The sequence below is a fragment of the Bacillus sp. 103mf genome (genome assembly GCF_900116295.1).
GTDB lineage: Bacteria > Bacillota > Bacilli > Bacillales > Bacillaceae_G > Bacillus_A > Bacillus_A bruguierae.
In genome coordinates this window covers 190,488-211,394 of the sequence record NZ_FPAF01000004.1, presented here as the reverse complement: position 1 = coordinate 211,394, position 20,907 = coordinate 190,488, and the positions used below count along the sequence as shown (strand labels likewise).

Below are 20,907 nucleotides of genomic sequence, written 5' to 3'. Positions count from 1 at the left end.
GTTCTGAGAAATAAAATATTAGAATTAGTACCGGAACCGGTAAAAAAGTTACTCCAAAAAGAAATGTTAGATGAAAACCGATGTCTTATTGATTTCGTTGTCGATGATGCAACTGCATATGAATTTGAACCGGAACAAGTAGTCCCCTGTATTATGGCAGCTTATTATGTTTATGAATCTACGACCTATCCGAGTGAAATGGACGAAGAACGGAAGCTGAGCTTAGTTTTTCACGCAGCCAATCGTTCAGCAATGAAGCTTCTGTCTTACGGTAAATATAAAGCGGAACGATCTGAAAGTGGATGGATGAGGTATGAAAATTTTTAAATAACGTTCGCTAATGAACAATTACATTAAGATAATTTTGACATAAAAAGTCCGATTGTAACTTCATTAAAGTTATATCGGACTTTTCATATTCATGAAAGTAATGATACAAAAGGATAGAAATCTCGATTTTATTATTGTGGTAGTCCCCGATTGCCCCTAGAAAATGCTTTTATATAATTCTCCAGATCCACCCTTTACTACAGAAATTTATTTTTTATAAATAGATAACCTGTCCAATCAAGAAGATAAATCTTTAAATAGTATGGTATGAGAGTTACTTTTAGAGATGGAATTTAAACGTCTATCTACATATAAATTGTGGATATGTAGAAAGGAGAGGTCTACAATCGCTTACGTATTCGAACAATGCATAAATATATGTTTGGAAATTTTAATTTCTCCAGGTATAAACATAGAGCTGTCTATAAGTGACTACGATACATGTTCATCAGGAGTTATCATTGATGGTGACGTACTTATTATTACGTTACCATTAGTTACATGTGTAGAAATTACCATTCATGATGATTTCAACATTTCTGTCGAACTTATTGATTCATTAATCTTTCTTTCTTTTCCGCCTTCCAATAAGGAATAGCACGAAAAAATGGATGTAGTGAATAATCACTAGCTGCTCAGTAACTTAAAAAAAGAACAGAAATAATAACGTTTCTGTTCCTTTTTCTACTGTATTAATACTCTATTTCATCATAATCTTTTGGTTGTGGTATTGGTTGCATATTACTCGCATCTTTTGGATCGCTATAAATAGCATTTTCTTCTGTGTTTAATTTTTTAATGTTTGGTTTTTTATTATCATTAGGTTGTTTTTTCATTTTGGTTATCTCCTTCACATCTTTTTAAATGTAGTCATGCCCTATATTGTTCTTTTTACTCTATTGGAACCATGAAACGTGAATTAATATTATCAAATGTAAAAATACGGTAAATGAAATTAGTCTTAGTTTTTGACAACAACTCATTTTCAATCAGATTACATTAAAAAAGCTTGAATTCAATTGAATCCAAGCTACCTCATTTCCATATAAATTACATGGTTGTTAACTATGCAAACTCCCTTTCAACCAAGGACGTTGACGATGGAAACCAATCGGAATTTGGATAAGACTCGTTTTTTCTTCTGAATCCAACCTGTAAAGCTCATCACACAAGTTGACATCAAACCCAAGAAGCGGGTGTCCTCCTAGCCCAAGAGCAGAAGCTGCTAACAATAATTTCTGTACAAGTATGCCTGCTTCCATCTGTTGAATTCGGTATCCCCTATATCCAAGTTCTCTTTTAAGATGATTTTTATCTCCTACTACATGCAGACAAAGTGGTACTTGGAAGAGATTCACATTGTGGAATGTCATCCCGCTTTGCAGTAAAAATCGATGATCTCCAAGATGTACTTGTCGTAATGCATGAGCATCATTGTCATAATGATAAGCGCCGTTTGGGATACCTTCAACGCCAAATAAACATACGTATATGGAAACACGGGATGCGGGTTCTTCAAGATTTGTATCTAAATCGTTTTGATAGGCGAAAGAAGCAGTTGCCTCATGCAGTAACGTAGTCAATTGTTCTTGACTTATTTTCCTAAAAGTAAAATCCATTTCCGGTGAAAATCGATTTTGGCATGCGGCTGTTAAGTCGTACGACATTCGCTTTATACGGGGAAGAACTAACGCTTGACCATCACGCATTCTATTCGTTTCACTCTTGATTTTGTGAAACGATCGTGTAGATTCAAGCATAGATGCTTCATTCATTTGAATCAGCATCGGATACTGTGCAATCTTTCGTGATCGGACATAGTGATTATGATGAATAACTGGTAATTCTTCGCATAATTGAGTTGCAGAGACTTCTTTATCCGTAGCATCATTCTCATTATTAGACTGCGGGGTTCCAGAATTTACTGATAGAGGGATAACTGCATATACACTCTCCTCTTGTTCGGATAACCCGAGTAAATGATTAATGGAACGGTCTAAAAATTGGAAATGCACACTTGATGTATAGTGGAATCGTTTTGCTACTTCTAGCAATTGTCCTATTAATACGCCTGCATCTAGTCCTTGCAGACGATAAGAAAAGTTATGATATTTAAAGAAGTTTTTCCAAAACATTGTCGATACAAAAATAACACCAAAACAAGCCGATGTGTCACAGCTATTCCCAAGAGTCTGGGCTACATATGAATCAAAATGCCCTTCCCTTAATAACACTAAGCGGTGGTGCGCTACATCATAGTGGTAAATTCCGGTAGGCACATTTTCCATCTTTAAATATATATACAATTCATTTGGATATAAGCCTCCGCCCGAGGGAACAAATCTTCGATACGACTGCATAAAATTTATTTCTGGTGTCGGTAAGGTTGACTGACAGAATTGAGTAATCCCAAATACGTACCAGAGAAAATGACCGATTTCGCGAAGATTAGGTTCTGTTGATACTTCGAGGTTCTCAAGTGTTAATGTTACTTCTGAAGATAACGGAATTCCTGGTAAGTCCCGATAAAGTTTATATGAAAGTGGTCCATCTTCCCAATCCACCTCCCAAGTCGAAGAGGTTGCTTCGTCAGTATGAAAATGTAAATTGTTCAAAAATGTCTCTAAACCCATCCTTCCCCCTCCTAATCATCACTTACGCAAATGGATGCGGATGTGGATTGAGTTGTTCAAACGATAGCGGTTGCTTCGTATATCCAAGTTCCATTGGCACCCGTAATACTCTCTCTAGACCTGTTAAGCGCGCAAGATGGTGCCCAAATGTCATTGGCAACATTCCTGGAATGAGTACTTTCACACAATGTAATCCATTTCGCATTATTTCTGGTGTTGTCTGATCTACCACAATCACATCGAGGTTCAACTGGTGCAACATCTGAATTATTTCTCTTAAATCATCTGTCAAGTCCTCATGTCTTGTTTTTTGCTTGAATGCCTCAGTAAACGTTTGTAACGGGCGATTATTATCTAGTAAAAACTGAAACCGTTCTTCCGCTTCTGGCAAACCGCATACCTTAGGATGGTCAGGCATTTGCTTCACGAGGGAAGGATTATGGAACATCTGTACATATTTCTTGCGATTCATCTCAAATTCCTTATCAAGTGTTAACATCATACCAGCTAATTCATATATTGCACTTTTCGCCCCTCGTATCGGATCTAAATGAGCTCCAGCTGCACAGATAATATTTAATCCTTTCTCCTTTCTGTTTTTTGCTAGTGCCCAGACGCTTGGAATGCCGTGCTCCATTGTCGAGTTAAACAAATGTATATCATATCCCCCTACTGTATGCACGCGTTCTACCATCAACTGCAACTCTTGATCATTGACAGAAGAAAGATCAAGACGCGGGAGAGGCAGCTCGGCATACCAAGTTAACAAAAATGAATCGCGCTCAATCACTTCTAAAATGCCATAAAAAATTGCTTCTTCTAAACTGCCACCCAATGCGCAACCATTGGAAGTCTCATAAACAAAACCATCTCTACCGCCTAAACTATAATAAGCAAGTAGTTCTGGAACTAAAATTGGACGTTCTTGCAAAAGTGAATAACCCCATACCCAGTTCATTGGACGATCTGGATGAAACGGTTTAAACGGGAAATTAGGTTGCATATATTGTTCCGTTGCATGTACACCCACTTCAAGGGGATTAAGTGCTTGATGAGCTAAATTGCGGAACGTGTCCTGAATAACTGTACGTTTCCCCCGAGGTTCTAGACCGCAATATCGTTCTAATCCTTCTAAAATAGCAGTTAATTCGCTAGTTGCATATGAATGGGTACGCCCAGCTGTTCCTTCATTTCCAAAGAGCAACGGAAGATTTACACTTACCTCGGCAAAAGGAGGTGTAAGGTTATACATTTTATCATTTAAAAACCCAGTCTCATAATCTAGATAATCCTTGGCTAATACTTTACTCAGTTCAGAAATGGAACGACAACGATAATCATTTATGCTAATCTTCGGGCTTGATTGCAATGAAATCTTAGCTGAATGTGATGAGTCATTAGGCAATTGACTACAATTTGAGCATAAAGGATGAGGTAGAAAAAAATGATATGAGCTTTTCAATGTTTGTAAATTAACGAAAAACATGTGTCCTTCTGATCGTGCATGATCACCTTGTAAAATGCACTGGACTTCTTCTAGCAGAAGATGTGTCATCTGTAATAATCCATTACTTGATGCCCATATGTCTCGAGGTATTTCCTTATTTGTTGTTAAGATCTGCATGATCCCCCACATCTCTTTAGAATCATTTCCTGCGAAAGTACGGCGTATATCTGCACACTCTGAACATCCTGGTGTGCCTGGGCGAACTAGCGGACCGATTATTCCTTCTCCAAATGAAACGAAAGCTCGCAGCCAAGGAATATTCGTTGATTGAAGTACGCTTTCTGCCTGCTTATGAAATGAAGGATTCCAAGTATCATGTAATACGAGAACTAAATCGGTCGTTGCTGGTATTTTTCGATCAAAATCCGTGTATTGAGTGATTTCATATTGGACTGATAATTCTTCATATACACGATTTGCCAATAGCCCCTCTCCAATAATTAAAATCGAAGCGCTCAATGGGATTCCTCCTCTCCCAATAATACTCCAAATAGTCCTGCTAGTTCCTCCTTCCAGATTGCTTCTAGTGATATTTCAAATACGCAGAGCCGTTTTCCATTTTGTTTTAATGTCTGTTCAGCAGATTGTAATATTTCTTCTTGCGTCATGTTTTCACAAGAAGAAATGGCGGAGTGTAATGGCATTGTATCTTGTAATAAAACTGATGAAGCCTCTAGCGCTTGTGATGCGCAGCAATCATCACAATTTTGTGCTTCTGTAAGTGCCTGTTGTAATGCTTTACGTAACGCGATTGTTCTATTTAACCCTACACTTCCATACCAGTGATTATTCGTGCCAATCCATATAACAGGGAAATCGAAAATGGCTTCACCAAAAGCAATTGTAGGTGCTCCTTGCAGAGTAGTAAGTGCTTGCAAATAAAAGCGGCAGCGCTCATCTTCTATTGCGTCTAATTCTACTCGAGAAACAACAATATTTTGACTCGTCTGTCTCTTATGAAATTCTTCATCTAAACATTTTTGTAATCCTCTAGATACACATTCTGCAATCGTTTCCCCGGCTCCAATTCCTATAAATTGCCCATGTTCAGAAAACTTTGAACTAGCTATTCGCGATATATAGGTCTCAACTCCGGCTAATCCAGCTTCGTACCTTGCTTCCATATGCGTCAAACCTGTACAAATCATATCTGGTAATAATTCAGCAGGGCCTTCTGACAGTGGATCAACTGTTTGAATACGACATTGAGCCACTGGTAGCTGTTTTAAGTCACCTGCTTCCCAAGTGTGAAAAATCCCTGCTTCTTTTGATACAAGATAATTCAAGTTCAGAGTAGATTCATTCAATTCATTTTTATTTGAGCTCTCTTTGATTCTCGTATTAAAGTCTTGGACCCATTCGATTTCCATTTTCTCAGTTACTAAAGGATGAGGTAAAAAGGAATGCCAGTTTCCTTCTAACGTTTCGGAATTTAACAGAAAAAATTGGTTCGTTTGCGTGGGTTTCGTTACATCTGTAACCTTTTTGAACAGTTCAAATACCACTACATTTGCTAACATTGCTTCCGTTGTAGAAGAAAAAGTGTGTTCCCCTGAAGTTTTAGAAAATGCAGACTTGTGTATACGTCGCCAAGCTGATTCCCAGCAAGCATCACTTTCTGAGTGTACGAGTGGCCCGGCTAATCCGACTCCTTGCTTAGATATGGCAGGGATGAAAATCTTTTTTTCTTCTTTACAAATAGCATGAAAAATTTTTAATTCCTCTATGTCTTCTCCTTGTGATACATACAAAATCGCCTGAAATGGCTGCACCGCATCTTTCAAACCATTTCTTTTTTCTTTTTGTAAAAAAATTTCTTCAATCGCCACTTCAGGATCTGTTTTTTGTGCATATGCTATTAATTCTTTTAATCTTCTTCTATTGGTTTGTACGGAATCAGTAATTAGCATCTGGAATTGTGGTAATCCTGATTCAAGTAATGCGGAAATAAGGGAAACAAAAAAAGAACCAGAACCGATAGCTAATACTTTCATTTGACGATACGTTTGAAAACGGTATGCCCCAGACACGCCGAAGTTATCTAAAAATTCAATTTGTGATGCGTATTTTTTGAGAATATTTTCTGGCAATTGGTGTGGATAATCTTGACTTATGTCTGTTGCAAATTCATTTTGGTACAGTATGTCTGCTATTTCAAATACTCGCTTTCGATATGGCTCAGGTAAGCCAGCTGTCAAATTTCCTAATGTGTGTTCTCCGTTAAACATTGGTATTAATTTTTCGATCCATTGATTGATAGACTTCCCTTCCATTCGAAATGAACTGGCATTATTTCTAAAATACACTTCCCCTTTTGGATCAGAGAGAAAAAAAGTATCTCTTTTCATTTTCAAACGTGTCGAAGCGTTTAATTTTGTCATTGTACTCCTCCTTCTCTGTTCATTGTTCTTGAATGAGCATGATAACTTCCGTCATAACAATTTTATGTATACTATTTTTTCTTATGTCAAACGGAAAGAAGAAGAGTGGTTTATCATACTTAAAGAAAAGTGTCTCTACAATAAAATTCATGTAGAAACGCTTTTCTTTAAGTAAAGTTTCAATTAAAAAATAAGAGTTAAATAAAGCATACTCCGTCCACGCAGAATCCAGCACAACCGCCAAATCCTCCGCAACCGCCACAACCACCACAACCGCCACAACCGCCGCATCCAAGGCATCCAAAGCATCCAAAGCAACGGAATCCTCCGCAACGACCAAATCCTCCACAACGACCGAATCCTCCGCAACGACCACATCCTCCGCAACGACGAGTATAGTCGTCATCAATGTAGTATGGAGAAGGAATTTGACTATCCCAGTACACAATATTTCCAGCATTATAATCATTTAAATTTAACGTTTGAAGTTCTTGTTGAAAATTATTCATTTCATTACCTCCATGTATATAATTAGCAAGCCATAATGAAAATACGTCCTGCAATAGATAAGACAATAGATTTTTTCGAATGCACTCTTCAACAAAGTATGACCTATAATTAGGTATTGTAACTTGTTCAAATGCCTAATTTTGGATCGTGTAAAGTAATCATAGTTCTAGGTTTGTAAACATAAAAATCCCTAAAAGTATCTACTAAAAATAAAATGAGAAATATAAATATATCAACACCGGGAAAGAAGTATAAATTATCAGGAGTACTAGCGGAGATTATGAAGGAGTGAATAATTGTAAAACAATGCATATTTTCATGCTTTTTATTCCCTAAACGTTTTTTGACAAAAGAAAAAACACACGCTATGTGTGTTTTCAAATTTATAATTTCATTAACAATGTTTTTATATCGTATTGCTCTAAGCACCAATTATATTTATCTATAACCAGTTTAGGAACTGCAGCTAAATCTACTACTTCTTGAAATCCATGTTTACTATAAAAAGGTTTTAAGTGTTCAAATGGAATGCAATATACATTTTGAATTTGAAGTTTCCGAGCTTCTTTAATAAGAAATGCAACGATACTATCAGCAATTTTCTTTCCTCTATAGTCTTCTAACGTATATATCCCACCCATTTCAAAGGTGTTTTCATCAACTTTTACTAACCTTCCTAAGCCAGCCTTTTGACCATTAAAATACGCAATTCCAATCTCCTCATTGTCTAAATGTGATGGTACAAAATCAGCCTTTTCGTATTGAGAATTAATCCATTGTAAATCATCAAGTTTTGCTTTCACTATATGTAACATTAGGTTGACCTCCATATATTTCAAACTATTATATTGCCTACTAATAATTTTTTATAATGTAAACATAAAGTCCCCCAAAGTTTATAGCACACTTTGGGGGAGTATTTTATTTTATATTTCGATTCATTCTACGCTGCGCCGTAACGCCCACAGCATTTTTTTGTATCGGTAAAAACGTCCCGATACATGCAATACATGCACAGCCGGCGAATACAAATGGTAATGATTTAACGGCTACGAATGATAGTGTTCCGAAAATAATAAGATCTAATATCGAATCTAGCACAGACAATAACGAAATCGTTGTTGCACGTACATGAGACGGGATCATGTCATTACTAAGCTGCGAGTAAATCGGATATCTAATGGCACGTACGAACCGTAACATAAAGAATGCTCCTAATATAACCCACAATGTATCTCCGAAAAATGTTGATAACAATAAACCACCAACGGCTAAACCACCTGTCACATTCATTAAAATTGCACGTGAAAATCTGCTAGTAAGCCAGCCAATTGATATCGAAGAAAAGTATCCAAGAATGGCAGCTAAAGCGTACATAATACCAATTGCAAATACAGGAAGTCCTGCGTTCGTAAACAGTGGTTGATTAAATGTATCATATACTGCACTTGCCGGAATGAATACAAGTGAGACGTTTAAAAACATAACGAGTAATTGTGGCGCTTTACGAATAACCTTTATTCCTTCGATTACTTGTGAAAAAGATTCTTCCCGATAAGATGATAGTTTCTTTGGACTTTTAATGAAAAATAGTAAAGCAAGTTCTACCAAATGAAATATTATTCCGAGAACAATTAATAGTGTAAATTGTTCTTCTCGTAGATCTTTAGCGAAATACGAACCGAAAATTACTGCGAATAACATGGAAATAAAGCCCGCCGATTGGATTTTTCCCATTGCTTGATCCATTACATGTTGCTCATTGTTTTCTTTTAAAGACTCATAAATTAGCGCTTCGTCTGCTCCGGAGAAAAATGTAACCGACAATCCATTCAATAAACTATATAGACAAAATAACCATAGGTTATCTGCAAATAGCAAGATAGAAATACTAAACGTTTTTATGATAGATCCTGTCAAAAACGATAATTTTGCACCGAAGCGATCAGCAAAAACACCTGCTGGAATTTCCCCAACAAGTACTGCCCCGCTCCAACACATCATCACAATAAATATATTTGCTGCTGTTAAACCTCTTTCCATATAAAAAAGTGTCATTACCGGCTGTAAAAAACTAATCGTTCCAAAAAACTGTACCCAAAATAAAATCGAAATATTATGCGTTGCGATTGTTTGTCTCTTCAATTATTCTCCTACTTTCCGTTGTTCATTTTTCATAATGATTTTAGGAAGCAGGAGTGCTATATTGTGTTAGTTAATATTCACTCCTCTTCCTACATTTGAAAATATTTTTAATGTTTTTTGCATGTTATTTCCTCCTTCAATATAGATGAATTTATTATAACAATTTTCTTAATATTAAAGAAACATTTTTTAAACTAACGATAAGATTGTAGGAATGTGTAAAGTGGTATATAATAGAAAACAATAAATGATTATTTTAGGTATTCCTAAAATAAAGGAGCGATACATATGAAAATTACTATTTATTTTGGAAGCCATGAAGATCAAGATGTACGTACAATGGATTGCCATTTAGATGTCGAAGATGCAGAAGAATTTGTATCTGTTTCTTAATATAAATTATACATAATATTATGGGGTAAGTACTCTTCCCTCTTCTTAATTAAGATGCCTTTTTGAGGCATCTTTTTGTTTATTTTGCGAATAAAATATTTACTTTTCAACTAATACATAGTACAATATAAATATAAGAACAAATGTTCGTTTGCATCTTCTCCCTTATGGGACAGGTACTAGGAAGGATGGATTTCATTGGCTCAAAATAAACGCAGAGGAAGAAAAAAGCATACTCCTACTATTTCAAATACAGGCTTTATTGGCTCTGTGTTTATCGATACATTGGAACTTGAAAAAAAATCATATTACTTCTCTCGTAAACAACTACATATTGTGCATCATGTGTTAGATGGTCTTGCGCAAGCAACAAGTTCTCTTTTCGCTGAATATAATGTTACTGCTTACTTATCGTGTGCATATTTACATAAACAACAGAAAATTGGTTTTGTTCTTTCTACAAAACCTTTTAAAGAAGCTGAAGGCATTGCTTATTTTAAAAATTACTTAATTGAAAAGAATTTTTACAACGGAAATATAGAAGAAGAAAATTATCAAGAAATTTTTAATACTGGTTTCATTGGTGTTGTTTTTGCAGATTTATCAAGCATTGATCGCTTTAATTTCGAATTTGAAATGAGCCTTTTATCAAAGTTAATGAAAGACATGATTATTCCAGTTAAGGAGTTATTTTTACGTAATAAAATTCCAGCTTATATTTCTACTGTTGAATTGGAAGAGCAACATAAATTGGGATTTGTTTTATCTGTAAAGCCATACGATGAACGCGCTGAAGCTGATTTATATTTTGAGATGTATTTAAGAGAACGCGGTTTATATATTGGTGATGAAGAAGAGGACATTGATAAGATTGTCATTCGAAAAAAAGTTGAGATATTATAACAAAAAGGATGGTTAATATATGATTAGCCATCCTTTTTGTTATAACTATTATTTAAAATTTTCATTTTCTAATACTACAACATCTTCATTTGTTAACCTTCCGCCCTGTTTTGTATATTCTACGAGCCTGATAATATTATCGCAAGCTTGTTTTGCCCCGAAAACTAACAACGGTACACCAATAAAATCAATTTTTAATCTTCTCGAAAATAAACCACCAATTGTCATAGCAAACGGAACGGTTGGTGATGTATTAGAGAACACAATTTTTTCATGGTTTTGATATTTCTCTTGTAACAGTACACTTAAATTTTTTAAAGCTGGAACTACAACTTTAGATGCACCATGGCCGACTGTATAAACAGAATCTCCATTTTCATCTCGTCCGTGAAAAATAATTTTTCCCATATCAGAAGTTTTTAGTTTATTAAAATAATCAACATTTAATATCTCATCTTTCGTGAGTTTCCGATTGGTTGGTAGTTTTTTTAAATGATACGCTGCTGCTAGTGAAGTTGTATGTGTCCCGCCATAATCAGTATAAATATAAATCATCATATCATCCTTTAAATTAATATACATGATTACTATTATGACCATTTATTCACGTTCTAATCTAAAGTAACTTCGTTTTTCAATTAAGAAATTTGAGAAATTGGTAAGGAAATTTTCACCGAAGTCCCTACTCCAACCTTACTTGTTATATGGATTCTTCCTTGATGACGTTCAATAATTTTATAGCTAATCATTAAACCAATACCTGTTCCTTTTTCTTTCGTGCTATAAAAAGGTTCTCCGAGTTTTATAATCCTTTCTTCTGGAATACCTATCCCCTCATCTGAAATACAAATCATCACTTCAGTGTCGTTTACTTTCTTAGCGGTAATTATGATTTCCCCTCCATTTGGCATGGCTTCAATAGAGTTTTGTAAAATGTTAATAAATACTTGCTTTAACTGTTTTTCACAACAATCAATATGCAAGACATCAGGATCTGTTTGGAATGTGATATGAATATTTGTCATAATTGCTTTTGTGTTAATTAATGACACAACATTTTCTAATATAAAACAAAGATTCTTGTTTTCAAAAGAAATAATTTCAGGTTTAGCAATCGATAAAAACTCATGAATAATAGATTCAATACGCTCAATTTCAGAAAGCATCAGCTGAAAATATTCTGTATCATTATTCATTTGAATTTGTAATAATTGTATAAATCCTTTAATAACAGTTAAAGGATTTCTTACTTCATGCGCAACTCCTGCAGCAAGTTGACTAACTGCGGCTAATGTATCTGATTTATTCAATAGTTCAGCTGTCTTTTTTCGTTCCGTAATATCACGAACAATAACCATAATTTTATCTGTTAAAAGCGGTAAACATCGTGCTTCAAAATAATATATACTATCATGCATCGGTAAAGAGTAGTCTACAATTTCTATAGAATTATTTTCTTGTACTTTTATAATTGCTTCATGTAGCTGCTCGGCAACATCGGAAGGTAAGATATCTTGAAACCTTTTGCCCATAAATTGTTCAACAGGCATATAAAATTTCTCTGAACACCCAGCCTTATAATCAAAAATCGTTCCATCAAGATTTATTAAAAAGCATAAATCTGGAAGTGCTTTAAAGAGTAATTCTAACTCTGAGGATTTTTGGATGAGCTCTTCTTCAATCTTTTTTCGATGTGTAATATCGACGCCAATTGCCCAGTGGCTATATCCAGGGACAGGAAATTCTTCTGATAGATTTGACCACATAATCGTTTTCTTATCACCATTTTTACAAGTAAGTGTCATTTCCCAATCACGAAAGTTTTTACCACGAACGGAAAATTCATGTAGCATTTGATTTCGATATCCTTCATCAGGATAAAGCAGTTCTAATGCGTAAGGATTTTGAACAATTTCAGATGCACTATACCCGGTTACGAGTTCACATTCTCGGTTCCATATCGAAAATGTACCTTCTTCAGTAAATGCATCAACCATCACGGGCATGTTTTGTAAAATCGTATATAAATTTTCAGTAGGTATTGATTGCTTCTCCTGAAGTTGTTGCAATTTATTCCTTCCTATATTGGTCATAAGTGCTACAAGAGATTTGAAATATGTTGTACAAGAATCAATATGATCTTGCGGAGAAAAAATGATAAAACCACCAATAGTGCGTTCATGGATTATAATCGGGATATGAATTTTTGTATGTAAATGTGTATCATTGGATTGTGTGCCGTAATGAAATATTATCTCTTGATCGCAATCAAGAAGCTGATGTGAAATATGTGTTAAAAAATAAAATTGTTCTGCCATTGTTTGTATTTCTTGAATATCAATAAGTTCTGTAAGCCGATACATATCCGCCAACTCCTATATCTGTAATTCACATGTATATATTGATTTTTCAATTGTGTTTAATTTGTAAATTTACTCAACTTTTCCATTATACGAATTAAATTCATCAAGGTACATAGAAAAATAGTGTTATCTAGTAATTTTTTTATTTTTCAATACGATAGAGAAGAAAAGTGGATAAAAATACACAAAAAAAGAACAAATTTCGACATAATTTGTTCTTTTTTGCATATTTAAAGTAATTAAACTTATAAAAACAATTTTTTCTCATACCTTCTTTGCTTTTTCAGCCGTGGTCTAAATAGCAAAAATAAGTTCATCCAATAACATAATGGCGAAGTGCATGCGCAACACCGTGATTATCATTTGAAAGTGTTTTGTAATGACAAAGTGCTTGAATCTCTTCCACTGCATTCCCCATTGCAATTGATATATTTGCCTTTTCCATCATAGACATATCATTTAAACCATCACCGATTGCAACGGTATGTTCTTTTAATATCCCTAAATGATTTGCTAGTGTATATAAGCCGTTCCCTTTTTGAGCATAAATATGATTTATTTCGAGATTGTGCCAGTAAGATGCCGTAATCGATAGCTGCTCGTTATCTATGAATTGCTTCTTTAATAGCTTTAATTTTTCCCTTTGATACGAGAATGGGAGAATTTTATGAATATGAATTGGCTCTGAAAATAGCTGTTTGCAACTTTCGATTGTTTTCGTTTCAGTATGCTGTAAATATAATGCTGCGATTTGTTTCAGTTCTTCTTCATCAGCATGTATATCGGAGTTAATGATAAAATCCATCTCAAGTTGAATGCTTTTTTCTCCGTATTCTGGTATATATACACCTTGATCTGTATACAATTGATAAAATATACTTTTCTCTTCTAAATAATCAACGATTTCTTCTGCATGTCCATTTGCAATTGGATATCGTTGTAACATTTCATTATCCAAATACAAAATCGCACCATTTTCTGCAATGATTGGACATTGTAAATTTGTTTCTTGCAAAAGCTTTTGAACATCTGTCATAGAGCGCCCTGTACAAATAGCTACAACATGTCCTTTTTCTTGACACTCCTTAATAACTGCTACATTTTCTTCACTAATTACTTTCTGTGATGTAAGAAGCGTTCCATCTAAATCAATTGCGATAAGTTTCATTCCTGTCTCCTACTTTCGTCTCTATATATGCGATAAGTGATATCGTTCTCATCTGCAACATCTTAGTTATAATGTATGAAACGCATTTCAGGTCAAGAGTAAACATGTATTGGAATTCAGGCAAGATACGTATTACTTCGGGTCATAGTGAATTGGAGTGCTGTATCATAATTACTACCATAGGTATAATAAAATTTAGAGATGAAACATAAAAGATATGGATGAACTTATCTATATAAATACTAATCAGACATATATAATGGAAATGATAAGCATGCAAAAAACCGATTCTCTTCAAAATAAAAAGAATCGGTTTCTAGTTTTATCCTCTATATAACATTGGATTAAGAAATGAGGAAACTGAGATATTATCATTTTAGAGCATTAATTGTAACCTTGGCAGCCTGCGCGATCAGTTCATTATCATAGGTAGCATCTTTCTTATCTCGGCTGGACAGAATTGCGATGATAATGGGTGCTCTATTCGGTGGCCAAACGATCGCAATATCATTTCGTGTTCCGTAGCTTCCGGCTCCTGATTTATCACCGACTTCCCAATCTTTCGGTACGCCAGCGCGAATGAGTTTGTCTCCTGTAGTGTTTCCACGCATCCAATCTGTAAGAATTTTACGTTTGTCAGCTGGGAGTGCATTTCCGACTGTAAAAGCCTTAAGATCGGTAGCAAGTGCTTTAGGTGTACTTGTATCACGGATGTCTCCCGGAATAGCTTCGTTCAACTCTGTCTCAAAGCGATCAGCCATGGTAACTCTATCACCAATCTGTCTAAGTGCCTTTTCAAATCCTTTAGGTCCGGCTAGTTTCTTGAATAAAAGATTCCCCGCGGTGTTATCACTGTAGCGAATAGCAGCCTCTGCAATTTCTCCAAGCGTCATCCCAGTGTCCACATGTTTCTCTGTGACTGGTGAATAGGTAACTAAGTCATCTTTGGTATAGGTAATGACTTCGTTTAATTTGTCAATTGAGTTTTGCTGTAGTACGGCTCCTGCCGCCAGAGCTTTGTAGGTAGATGCGTAAGCAAATCTTTCATTAGGTCGATAAGTTACTGTCTGGTTTGTACCAGTGTCAATAGCATAGACACCTAGTCGAGCGTCAAAATTTTTCTCAAGTTGAGCGAACTCTCGATGAGTCGCATGATTTGTATGCTTGGTTTGCTTTGTTTTTTCTTTTGCTTCAACTTGCAGTGGTTCACCTGTAAAGAATTTTACGCTTGCAAGACTTAAACTTAGTATGCCAACACACATTCCTATTTTTAGCATCCTTGTAGTTTTCAAAATGATCATTCCCTTCAGAATTTTAATACTTAAAACAGATATTAAATTAGATACAATGCATCCAATTTGAACACCCATTTTTAAAATTACACTTAATAGACAATCTAAATAACAATATTGTTCCATAATTTTTTTAAAAATAATTCAATCTTAAGATAAAGTAGATTACATACAAAAAGATGGAGGATTTTAGTGCTCCTTTCGATTCTAGGTATTTTTGATTCGACATGCTCTTAGCGTGAGAACCAATTTTCTGACGTTACTCCTTTCATAAAAAGCACGTTACTATTCTCATTCGTATAAGAGAATAGTAACGTGCTTTTATCTTTAAAAATAGAACCTAAATGCTTAAGTCGATGGCAGTATAGCGATGCTCCTCTAAGTATTATTTTTGAAAAACATGTTTTATTTTTTCACCTGGAACGTTGCTTCCTCCTCTTCCTTTTACATCTTCAATCATCATTACAACAATCATATCCGGTGAGTTTGCATCGAATGCAGCAAACCACCCAAGTTCTTTTCCTGCCGCATCTTTTGATTCTTTCAGTTCTGCTGTTCCCGTTTTACCAGCAAGGGTCATACCATCGACTTTAGCAATACTCCCCGCACCATCAGAATCATTAATGACCTTTATTAATGCATTTTTTAATATTTCTTGATTTTCTTTAGAAATCACATTTTCTTTCCAATTTTTCTTTTCTTTCTTTTCTTTTATAAGGTAAGGTGATGGGATAGCACCTTCATTGACAATTGGTGCATAAGTCAGTGCTAAATGCAGAGGCGTCATTAATACTTGTCCTTGTCCGTATCCTGTGTCTGCCAATTGAATATCATTTTTTATCCCATCTTTTGCAATTATTGAAGTAGGAAATTCGTATTCGATTGGTAACTTTTCATGAAATCCGAACTTCTTAAGTTCATTTAAATACTGATCTTTACCAATTTTCAAAGCTTGTTGTGCAAAATAAATATTATCAGAGTACTTCATAGCATTGTCGAAATCAATTGGACTAGTATCTTTCACACGTGTTACATAATAATTTCCCCACGATGAATCTTTTGTCCACCTTAATCCTTCAATTTTAAATCCTTCCTTCGGATTTATAACTTTCGTTTCCAGACCAATTGCACCTGTAATTGTTTTAAATACAGAACCGGGTACAAATGCCTGTGTGAAACGATTTATCATTGGCTTTTTCAAATCATTATTCCATGCTTCACGTTGGGCTTTTGATGCCCCTCTAACTATTATATTCGGATTATAAGCAGGACTACTGACAAGTGCCATTGCTTCACCCGTTTTTGGATTAACTGCTGCACTAGCTCCAGCTTCATTTTTCATTTCATTAAAGATTTTTTCTTGAATTGAAGTATCAATTGTTAACGTAACATTTTCCCCACTTTTCGGTTCTTTTTTTGCTAAGTATTCAATCACTTTTCCGTTCGCATCTTCCATAAATATGCGCACACCCTTTTCACCACGCAATTTATCTTCTAATACTTTCTCTAAGCCTGTCTTACCTACTAAATCATCTGCTTGATATCCTTTTTTCTGAAGTGTTTTTAATTCCTCAGCATTTACTTTTCCTATATATCCTATTAAATGTGCTGCTGCTTCTCCTAATGGATACGTACGAACTTTTACCGGATGTGACGAAATACCTTCCAACGAAATATAATCGTTTTGCAGTGTCCCTTCTGGTAAAATACCAATTGGCACCAATGAATCTGGTTTCACCCATTTTGCTGCAAGCTTCTGTTCAACTTCTTCAACAGACATATTCAGTAATTGCGCTACTGTTTGTTTCTTTTGCATTGCATCCTCACCTAATTTTTCTGGAATAATTCCAACTTCCATTGCATTTCCATTTGTTGCAAGTCCTTTTCCATTTCTATCATAGATTTCACCGCGTTTTCCTTGCTCTGTCTGTATACGTACTTTATAATCTTTTTTCATACCTGGAAAAATGAAGTCTGGAGTCCAATCTATTTTCCAAGTTTCTTTATCTCCAGCTTTTTCTTTTACAAGTTTTGCTTCATGTGAAAAGGAGATTTTTCCTCCCGAAGTATCCATACTAACTTTAAAAAGAATGAGCCTATTATCCTTTTTATCGTTATTTATTTTTTCTATTTTAACTTTTACATTCTCAACTCCAATACCCTCATAAATTGTTTCGTATTTCCCCGTAAAGTCTTTTTTCGAAATAGATTTTTTCGCATGTTCTGATAGCTGATCATACATATCTGCAAACTTTTTATTTTCCCATAATTTAATATATATATTGAATGCTTGTTCTGGTGTTTCTTCTTTATTACATCCTACCAATACAAGAAGTAACCAAAAGAAAAGTAGTCCCCATATTTTTTTCAATTTAATCTTCTCCTTTTTATGAAATAAAAATGACATAAAGTGAAACTTCCATCAGTGAGGGGCTTCATTCCTCACTGATGGAAATCTCTTACGGATTTGGTGCATGCCAAGAGTTATCTCACACCTATCTTATTTGCTTCCCTCTGCATCTTAAGATGAGGGACTACCCGTTAAAGCGAAATAAATAATAGCTGCTATTCCACGCCCCAAATCTCATTCTTTTATTCTCTTGTTCATGAACCTCTTAAATGCTAATAATCATAATCTTTTCTAGATATATATTACTGTTTTTAATTAGGGCTATCTGTATTGGTAGCACCACCATTTATTCGTTGATTTTTTAAATCAAAGTATATATCTAAAATATCTTTTCCAATTAATGAGTTAATACCACCTTTATCATTATAAACCCATGGAACCACTACAGAAAATGCTACTTCTGGATTATCATACGGAGCATATCCAACTAATGTTAAATTGTAACACTCAATACGCTCACCTTTTGCATTCCTTCCAATTTCATTCTCCCCACCATATACTGTTTGAGCTGTTCCTGTCTTACCTGCTGGCTGATATGGGGCATTTTTGAAGTACTTTACACCTGTTCCGTCGCCTTCTTGAAATACCCATCTAAACCCTTCTTTTACTCGATCAATATATTCTGTCTTCATATCAACTCGATTTAACACAACAGGCTCAATAGAATGTATGACTTTACCAATGTCTTCTTTTTTGGGTGATTGTTCTCGTATTTCTTGTACAATTTGAGGCTGCATTCGATATCCACCGTTTGCAATCGTTGAAATATATTGTGCCAATTGCAGAGGGGTATACGTATCGTACTGCCCAATAGAAAAATCTAGCAAAAATCCAGGTTGACTATCTTTCTGTCTCGTTTGTCCAATTATTTCATTTGGTAAATCAATCCCTGTTGGGACTCCTAAACCAAATTGTTTAAAATAATAACGCATTGTATCAAATGCTTCTTGTTTAATATCTAGCGAACTATTTGGTACATAATTAACTCCAGCTATTTGCAAAGCTGTATGGAACATATATACATTAGAAGATACTTGTAAAGCTCTTAAATCATTAATATTCCCAAATCCGGATACATTCCATGATTTTTTCGCTTTCGTACCTTTAAAATTCATAGGTGCGTCATAAAATTGAGCTCCTGGTTGTATAGCTCCTGTTTTGTATCCGGTTAATAAAGTAGCCCCTTTTACAGCTGAACCTAATTCATAAGAAGTTACCATGTTGCCTAATGCAAAATCTTCTATCTCTTTTTTTTCATCTTTTTCTACAAACTTCTTACCAGCCATAGATAAAATTTCTCCAGTTTTTGGATTCATCATGACAACAAAAGCACGATCCATTAATGGTTCTGAACCTTGAAAGGCTTTTAAATTTTTTTCTATACTTTCTTCCACTTTTTTCTGTAATTCCATATCAATTGTTAATGTTAAATTATTACCGCTTTTTCCTTTAGAAACGGTTTCTGTCTGAATAATGTTTCCTGCTTTATCAGTATGATTTCTAACTTCTCCTTTTGTTCCATGTAATACATCTTCATAGCGTTGTTCAATATAACTTTTTCCAACGCGATCATTACGATTGTATCCACGTACCAAATAAGAGTCTAAATGTTCTTTTGGCAGTCCCTCTTCAGAATTTGTTATATTCCCTAACACCGAACGGAATAAGTCACCATTTACATAATTACGTTCCCAGTCAACTGTTGCATCTACACCTGGAAATTCTGCTGAATTTTCACTTATTCTCGCATACTCTTGCTCTGTCGCGTCTTTTTTAATAATTTGTGGTGTCATTTGATAACCAGAGCTCATTTTATTTTTAATAACTAATACTTTTAAATCTTGTGATGTTAATTCTGCCAATTCTTCTTCTGTAATACGTTTTCTTCTTAACTCTTCAATTTTCTTGGATAACTCTTTCTCTTGCATGTTCTTTTCTCTCAAATGATCCTCGTCTTGCTTAGTAATTTTTGCTTCAGCACGTTTTTTATTTAATTGCATCCAAAAATCTTTTTTATCTATTTCGGTTAGCTTATTTATCTCTTCTTCTGGTATTTCAAGTACATTTGCAAGATCTTTAGCAGTTTTTAAAATGTCTTCGGAACTTCCTCCTTTTAATCTTGTATACGTAATAATACGAACGGGCCTATTATCGACAACCGGTTTACCTTCTCGATCAAAAATTTTGCCACGAGGAGCTGAAATACTTGTTATACTCCCATCTTTTTGCAATTGATTCTTATAAGTCTCTCCATCTACGATTTGTACTTTTCCTAACTTAACAATAATGGACGAGAATAATAGAAATACACAAAAAAATAGGATATTTAACCGAGGAGATATATGTGTCTTTAATTTCTTTCTTTTTTGTTTTTTCATACATCCTCCAAATACGTTTTTTATACTGCGGCAACTATGCTATCTTGTATTATGATGATTGTTTCTTTCTTTTCTAAAAATGCTATGATACATAATAGACAATGCAAGTACTACCGTTGTTCCACATTTACAAAAAAATAATTAATTTTAAGATCAAGTAGAGTCTGCATAAGGGAGGTTTTTATGTTACATACAAAAACAAAAAGATGGGGGATTTTAGTGATCCTTTCCATTCTAGGAGTTGTTTTTACGATTTTAGTTAAAACAAACTTTATTTCGTTTACTATCACAACTTCTCCAGCTGAAAGAGGTAACATTATTGACCAAAATGGGGTAATATTACATAGCCATCAAGCTAAAATTTTATAGTACCCCCAAAACGAAATTTTGTGTTAACTTGTAGCAAAAAAGCTCATTTTTTCGTTTTGGGATTGAATGTATTTCTTAAGTTGATTCGATTAGTTAATTTACCAATTAAAATAGTATGAAATATG

Annotated in this window: 17 protein-coding genes; 4 read left to right on the top strand and 13 right to left on the bottom strand. The window is 34.6% G+C overall.

The window, feature by feature from the left end; genetic code table 11:
• Window positions 1-3: 3 nt before the first annotated feature.
• Window positions 4-327, top strand: coding sequence for a hypothetical protein (locus BM350_RS13040; RefSeq protein ID WP_090915015.1), 324 nt, complete (start codon window positions 4-6; stop codon window positions 325-327).
• Between the two features lie 385 nt (window positions 328-712).
• Window positions 713-928 carry a hypothetical protein gene (locus tag BM350_RS26235; protein WP_139207632.1) on the top strand — a complete coding sequence of 72 codons (216 nt, stop codon included), beginning with the start codon at window positions 713-715 and terminating at the stop codon, window positions 926-928.
• 94 nt (window positions 929-1,022) lie between these two features.
• On the opposite strand, the gene BM350_RS26935 is transcribed toward BM350_RS26235, so the two are convergent.
• The 7 genes from BM350_RS26935 to BM350_RS13000 all read right to left on the bottom strand — a co-directional run bounded on the left by BM350_RS26935 (window position 1,023) and on the right by BM350_RS13000 (window position 9,506).
• On the bottom strand, window positions 1,023-1,166 hold the full coding sequence (locus BM350_RS26935) for a hypothetical protein (protein WP_090914670.1): 144 nt from the start codon (window positions 1,164-1,166) through the stop codon (window positions 1,023-1,025).
• A 225-nt stretch (window positions 1,167-1,391) separates the two neighbouring features.
• Window positions 1,392-2,963 carry a SagB family peptide dehydrogenase gene (locus BM350_RS13030; protein WP_090914671.1) on the bottom strand — a complete coding sequence of 524 codons (1,572 nt, stop codon included), beginning with the start codon at window positions 2,961-2,963 and terminating at the stop codon, window positions 1,392-1,394.
• 22 nt (window positions 2,964-2,985) lie between these two features.
• Window positions 2,986-4,929, bottom strand: coding sequence for a TOMM precursor leader peptide-binding protein (locus BM350_RS13025; protein ID WP_090914672.1), 1,944 nt, complete (start codon window positions 4,927-4,929; stop codon window positions 2,986-2,988).
• Window positions 4,926-6,851 carry a putative thiazole-containing bacteriocin maturation protein gene (locus BM350_RS13020; protein WP_090914673.1) on the bottom strand — a complete coding sequence of 642 codons (1,926 nt, stop codon included), beginning with the start codon at window positions 6,849-6,851 and terminating at the stop codon, window positions 4,926-4,928. Before BM350_RS13020 ends, BM350_RS13025 begins: the two co-directional genes overlap by 4 nt.
• Before the next feature lie 197 nt (window positions 6,852-7,048).
• Entirely contained in the window at window positions 7,049-7,360 is a 312-nt protein-coding gene (locus tag BM350_RS13010) for a heterocycloanthracin/sonorensin family bacteriocin (RefSeq protein WP_090914675.1), read from the bottom strand.
• A 384-nt stretch (window positions 7,361-7,744) separates the two neighbouring features.
• Window positions 7,745-8,176, bottom strand: a complete 432-nt coding sequence (locus tag BM350_RS13005; protein ID WP_090914676.1) for a GNAT family N-acetyltransferase — start codon at window positions 8,174-8,176, stop codon at window positions 7,745-7,747.
• Between the two features lie 106 nt (window positions 8,177-8,282).
• Window positions 8,283-9,506: an MFS transporter gene (locus BM350_RS13000; RefSeq protein ID WP_090914677.1), complete on the bottom strand. Its 1,224-nt coding sequence runs from the start codon at window positions 9,504-9,506 to the stop codon at window positions 8,283-8,285.
• A 591-nt stretch (window positions 9,507-10,097) separates the two neighbouring features.
• Between BM350_RS13000 and BM350_RS12990 the strand changes: the two genes are divergently transcribed.
• Complete coding sequence (locus BM350_RS12990) at window positions 10,098-10,802, top strand: hypothetical protein (protein ID WP_090914679.1); 705 nt, start codon at window positions 10,098-10,100, stop codon at window positions 10,800-10,802.
• 48 nt (window positions 10,803-10,850) lie between these two features.
• On the opposite strand, the gene BM350_RS12985 is transcribed toward BM350_RS12990, so the two are convergent.
• From BM350_RS12985 to BM350_RS12960, 6 genes are all read right to left on the bottom strand, one after another.
• Window positions 10,851-11,357, bottom strand: coding sequence for a DUF3189 family protein (locus tag BM350_RS12985; protein WP_090914680.1), 507 nt, complete (start codon window positions 11,355-11,357; stop codon window positions 10,851-10,853).
• A gap of 83 nt (window positions 11,358-11,440) precedes the next feature.
• Window positions 11,441-13,165, bottom strand: a complete 1,725-nt coding sequence (locus tag BM350_RS12980; protein WP_090914681.1) for a PAS domain-containing sensor histidine kinase — start codon at window positions 13,163-13,165, stop codon at window positions 11,441-11,443.
• Window positions 13,166-13,478: 313 nt separating this feature from the next.
• A complete protein-coding gene (locus BM350_RS12975; RefSeq protein ID WP_090914682.1) occupies window positions 13,479-14,333 on the bottom strand; it encodes a Cof-type HAD-IIB family hydrolase in 855 nt (284 codons plus the stop codon).
• 371 nt (window positions 14,334-14,704) lie between these two features.
• The gene (gene bla / locus BM350_RS12970) at window positions 14,705-15,643 is read right to left on the bottom strand and encodes a class A beta-lactamase (RefSeq protein WP_090915016.1); all 939 of its coding nucleotides are present in this window, start codon (window positions 15,641-15,643) and stop codon (window positions 14,705-14,707) included.
• Between the two features lie 367 nt (window positions 15,644-16,010).
• Complete coding sequence (locus BM350_RS12965) at window positions 16,011-17,996, bottom strand: penicillin-binding transpeptidase domain-containing protein (RefSeq protein ID WP_090914683.1); 1,986 nt, start codon at window positions 17,994-17,996, stop codon at window positions 16,011-16,013.
• A gap of 290 nt (window positions 17,997-18,286) precedes the next feature.
• The gene (locus BM350_RS12960) at window positions 18,287-20,413 is read right to left on the bottom strand and encodes a peptidoglycan D,D-transpeptidase FtsI family protein (RefSeq protein WP_090914684.1); all 2,127 of its coding nucleotides are present in this window, start codon (window positions 20,411-20,413) and stop codon (window positions 18,287-18,289) included.
• Between the two features lie 183 nt (window positions 20,414-20,596).
• On the opposite strand from BM350_RS12960, the gene BM350_RS12955 reads away from it, so the two are divergent.
• Window positions 20,597-20,782 (top strand): hypothetical protein, encoded by a 186-nt coding sequence (locus tag BM350_RS12955; RefSeq protein WP_090914685.1) that lies wholly within the window; start codon window positions 20,597-20,599, stop codon window positions 20,780-20,782.
• Window positions 20,783-20,907: the final 125 nt, after the last annotated feature.

What these genes read in the sequence shown, in the direction of transcription:
- BM350_RS13020 (WP_090914673.1), bottom strand. Translation starts at nt 6,851, where the DNA reads ATGACAAAATTAAACGCTTCGACACGTTTGAAAATGAAAAGAGATACT.
- BM350_RS13010 (WP_090914675.1), bottom strand. Translation starts at nt 7,360, where the DNA reads ATGAATAATTTTCAACAAGAACTTCAAACGTTAAATTTAAATGATTAT.
- BM350_RS12980 (WP_090914681.1), bottom strand. Translation starts at nt 13,165, where the DNA reads ATGTATCGGCTTACAGAACTTATTGATATTCAAGAAATACAAACAATG.
- BM350_RS26935 (WP_090914670.1), bottom strand. Translation starts at nt 1,166, where the DNA reads ATGAAAAAACAACCTAATGATAATAAAAAACCAAACATTAAAAAATTA.
- BM350_RS13005 (WP_090914676.1), bottom strand. Translation starts at nt 8,176, where the DNA reads ATGTTACATATAGTGAAAGCAAAACTTGATGATTTACAATGGATTAAT.
- BM350_RS12975 (WP_090914682.1), bottom strand. Translation starts at nt 14,333, where the DNA reads ATGAAACTTATCGCAATTGATTTAGATGGAACGCTTCTTACATCACAG.
- BM350_RS12955 (WP_090914685.1), top strand. Translation starts at nt 20,597, where the DNA reads ATGTTACATACAAAAACAAAAAGATGGGGGATTTTAGTGATCCTTTCC.
- BM350_RS12985 (WP_090914680.1), bottom strand. Translation starts at nt 11,357, where the DNA reads ATGATTTATATTTATACTGATTATGGCGGGACACATACAACTTCACTA.
- BM350_RS12960 (WP_090914684.1), bottom strand. Translation starts at nt 20,413, where the DNA reads ATGAAAAAACAAAAAAGAAAGAAATTAAAGACACATATATCTCCTCGG.
- BM350_RS13030 (WP_090914671.1), bottom strand. Translation starts at nt 2,963, where the DNA reads ATGGGTTTAGAGACATTTTTGAACAATTTACATTTTCATACTGACGAA.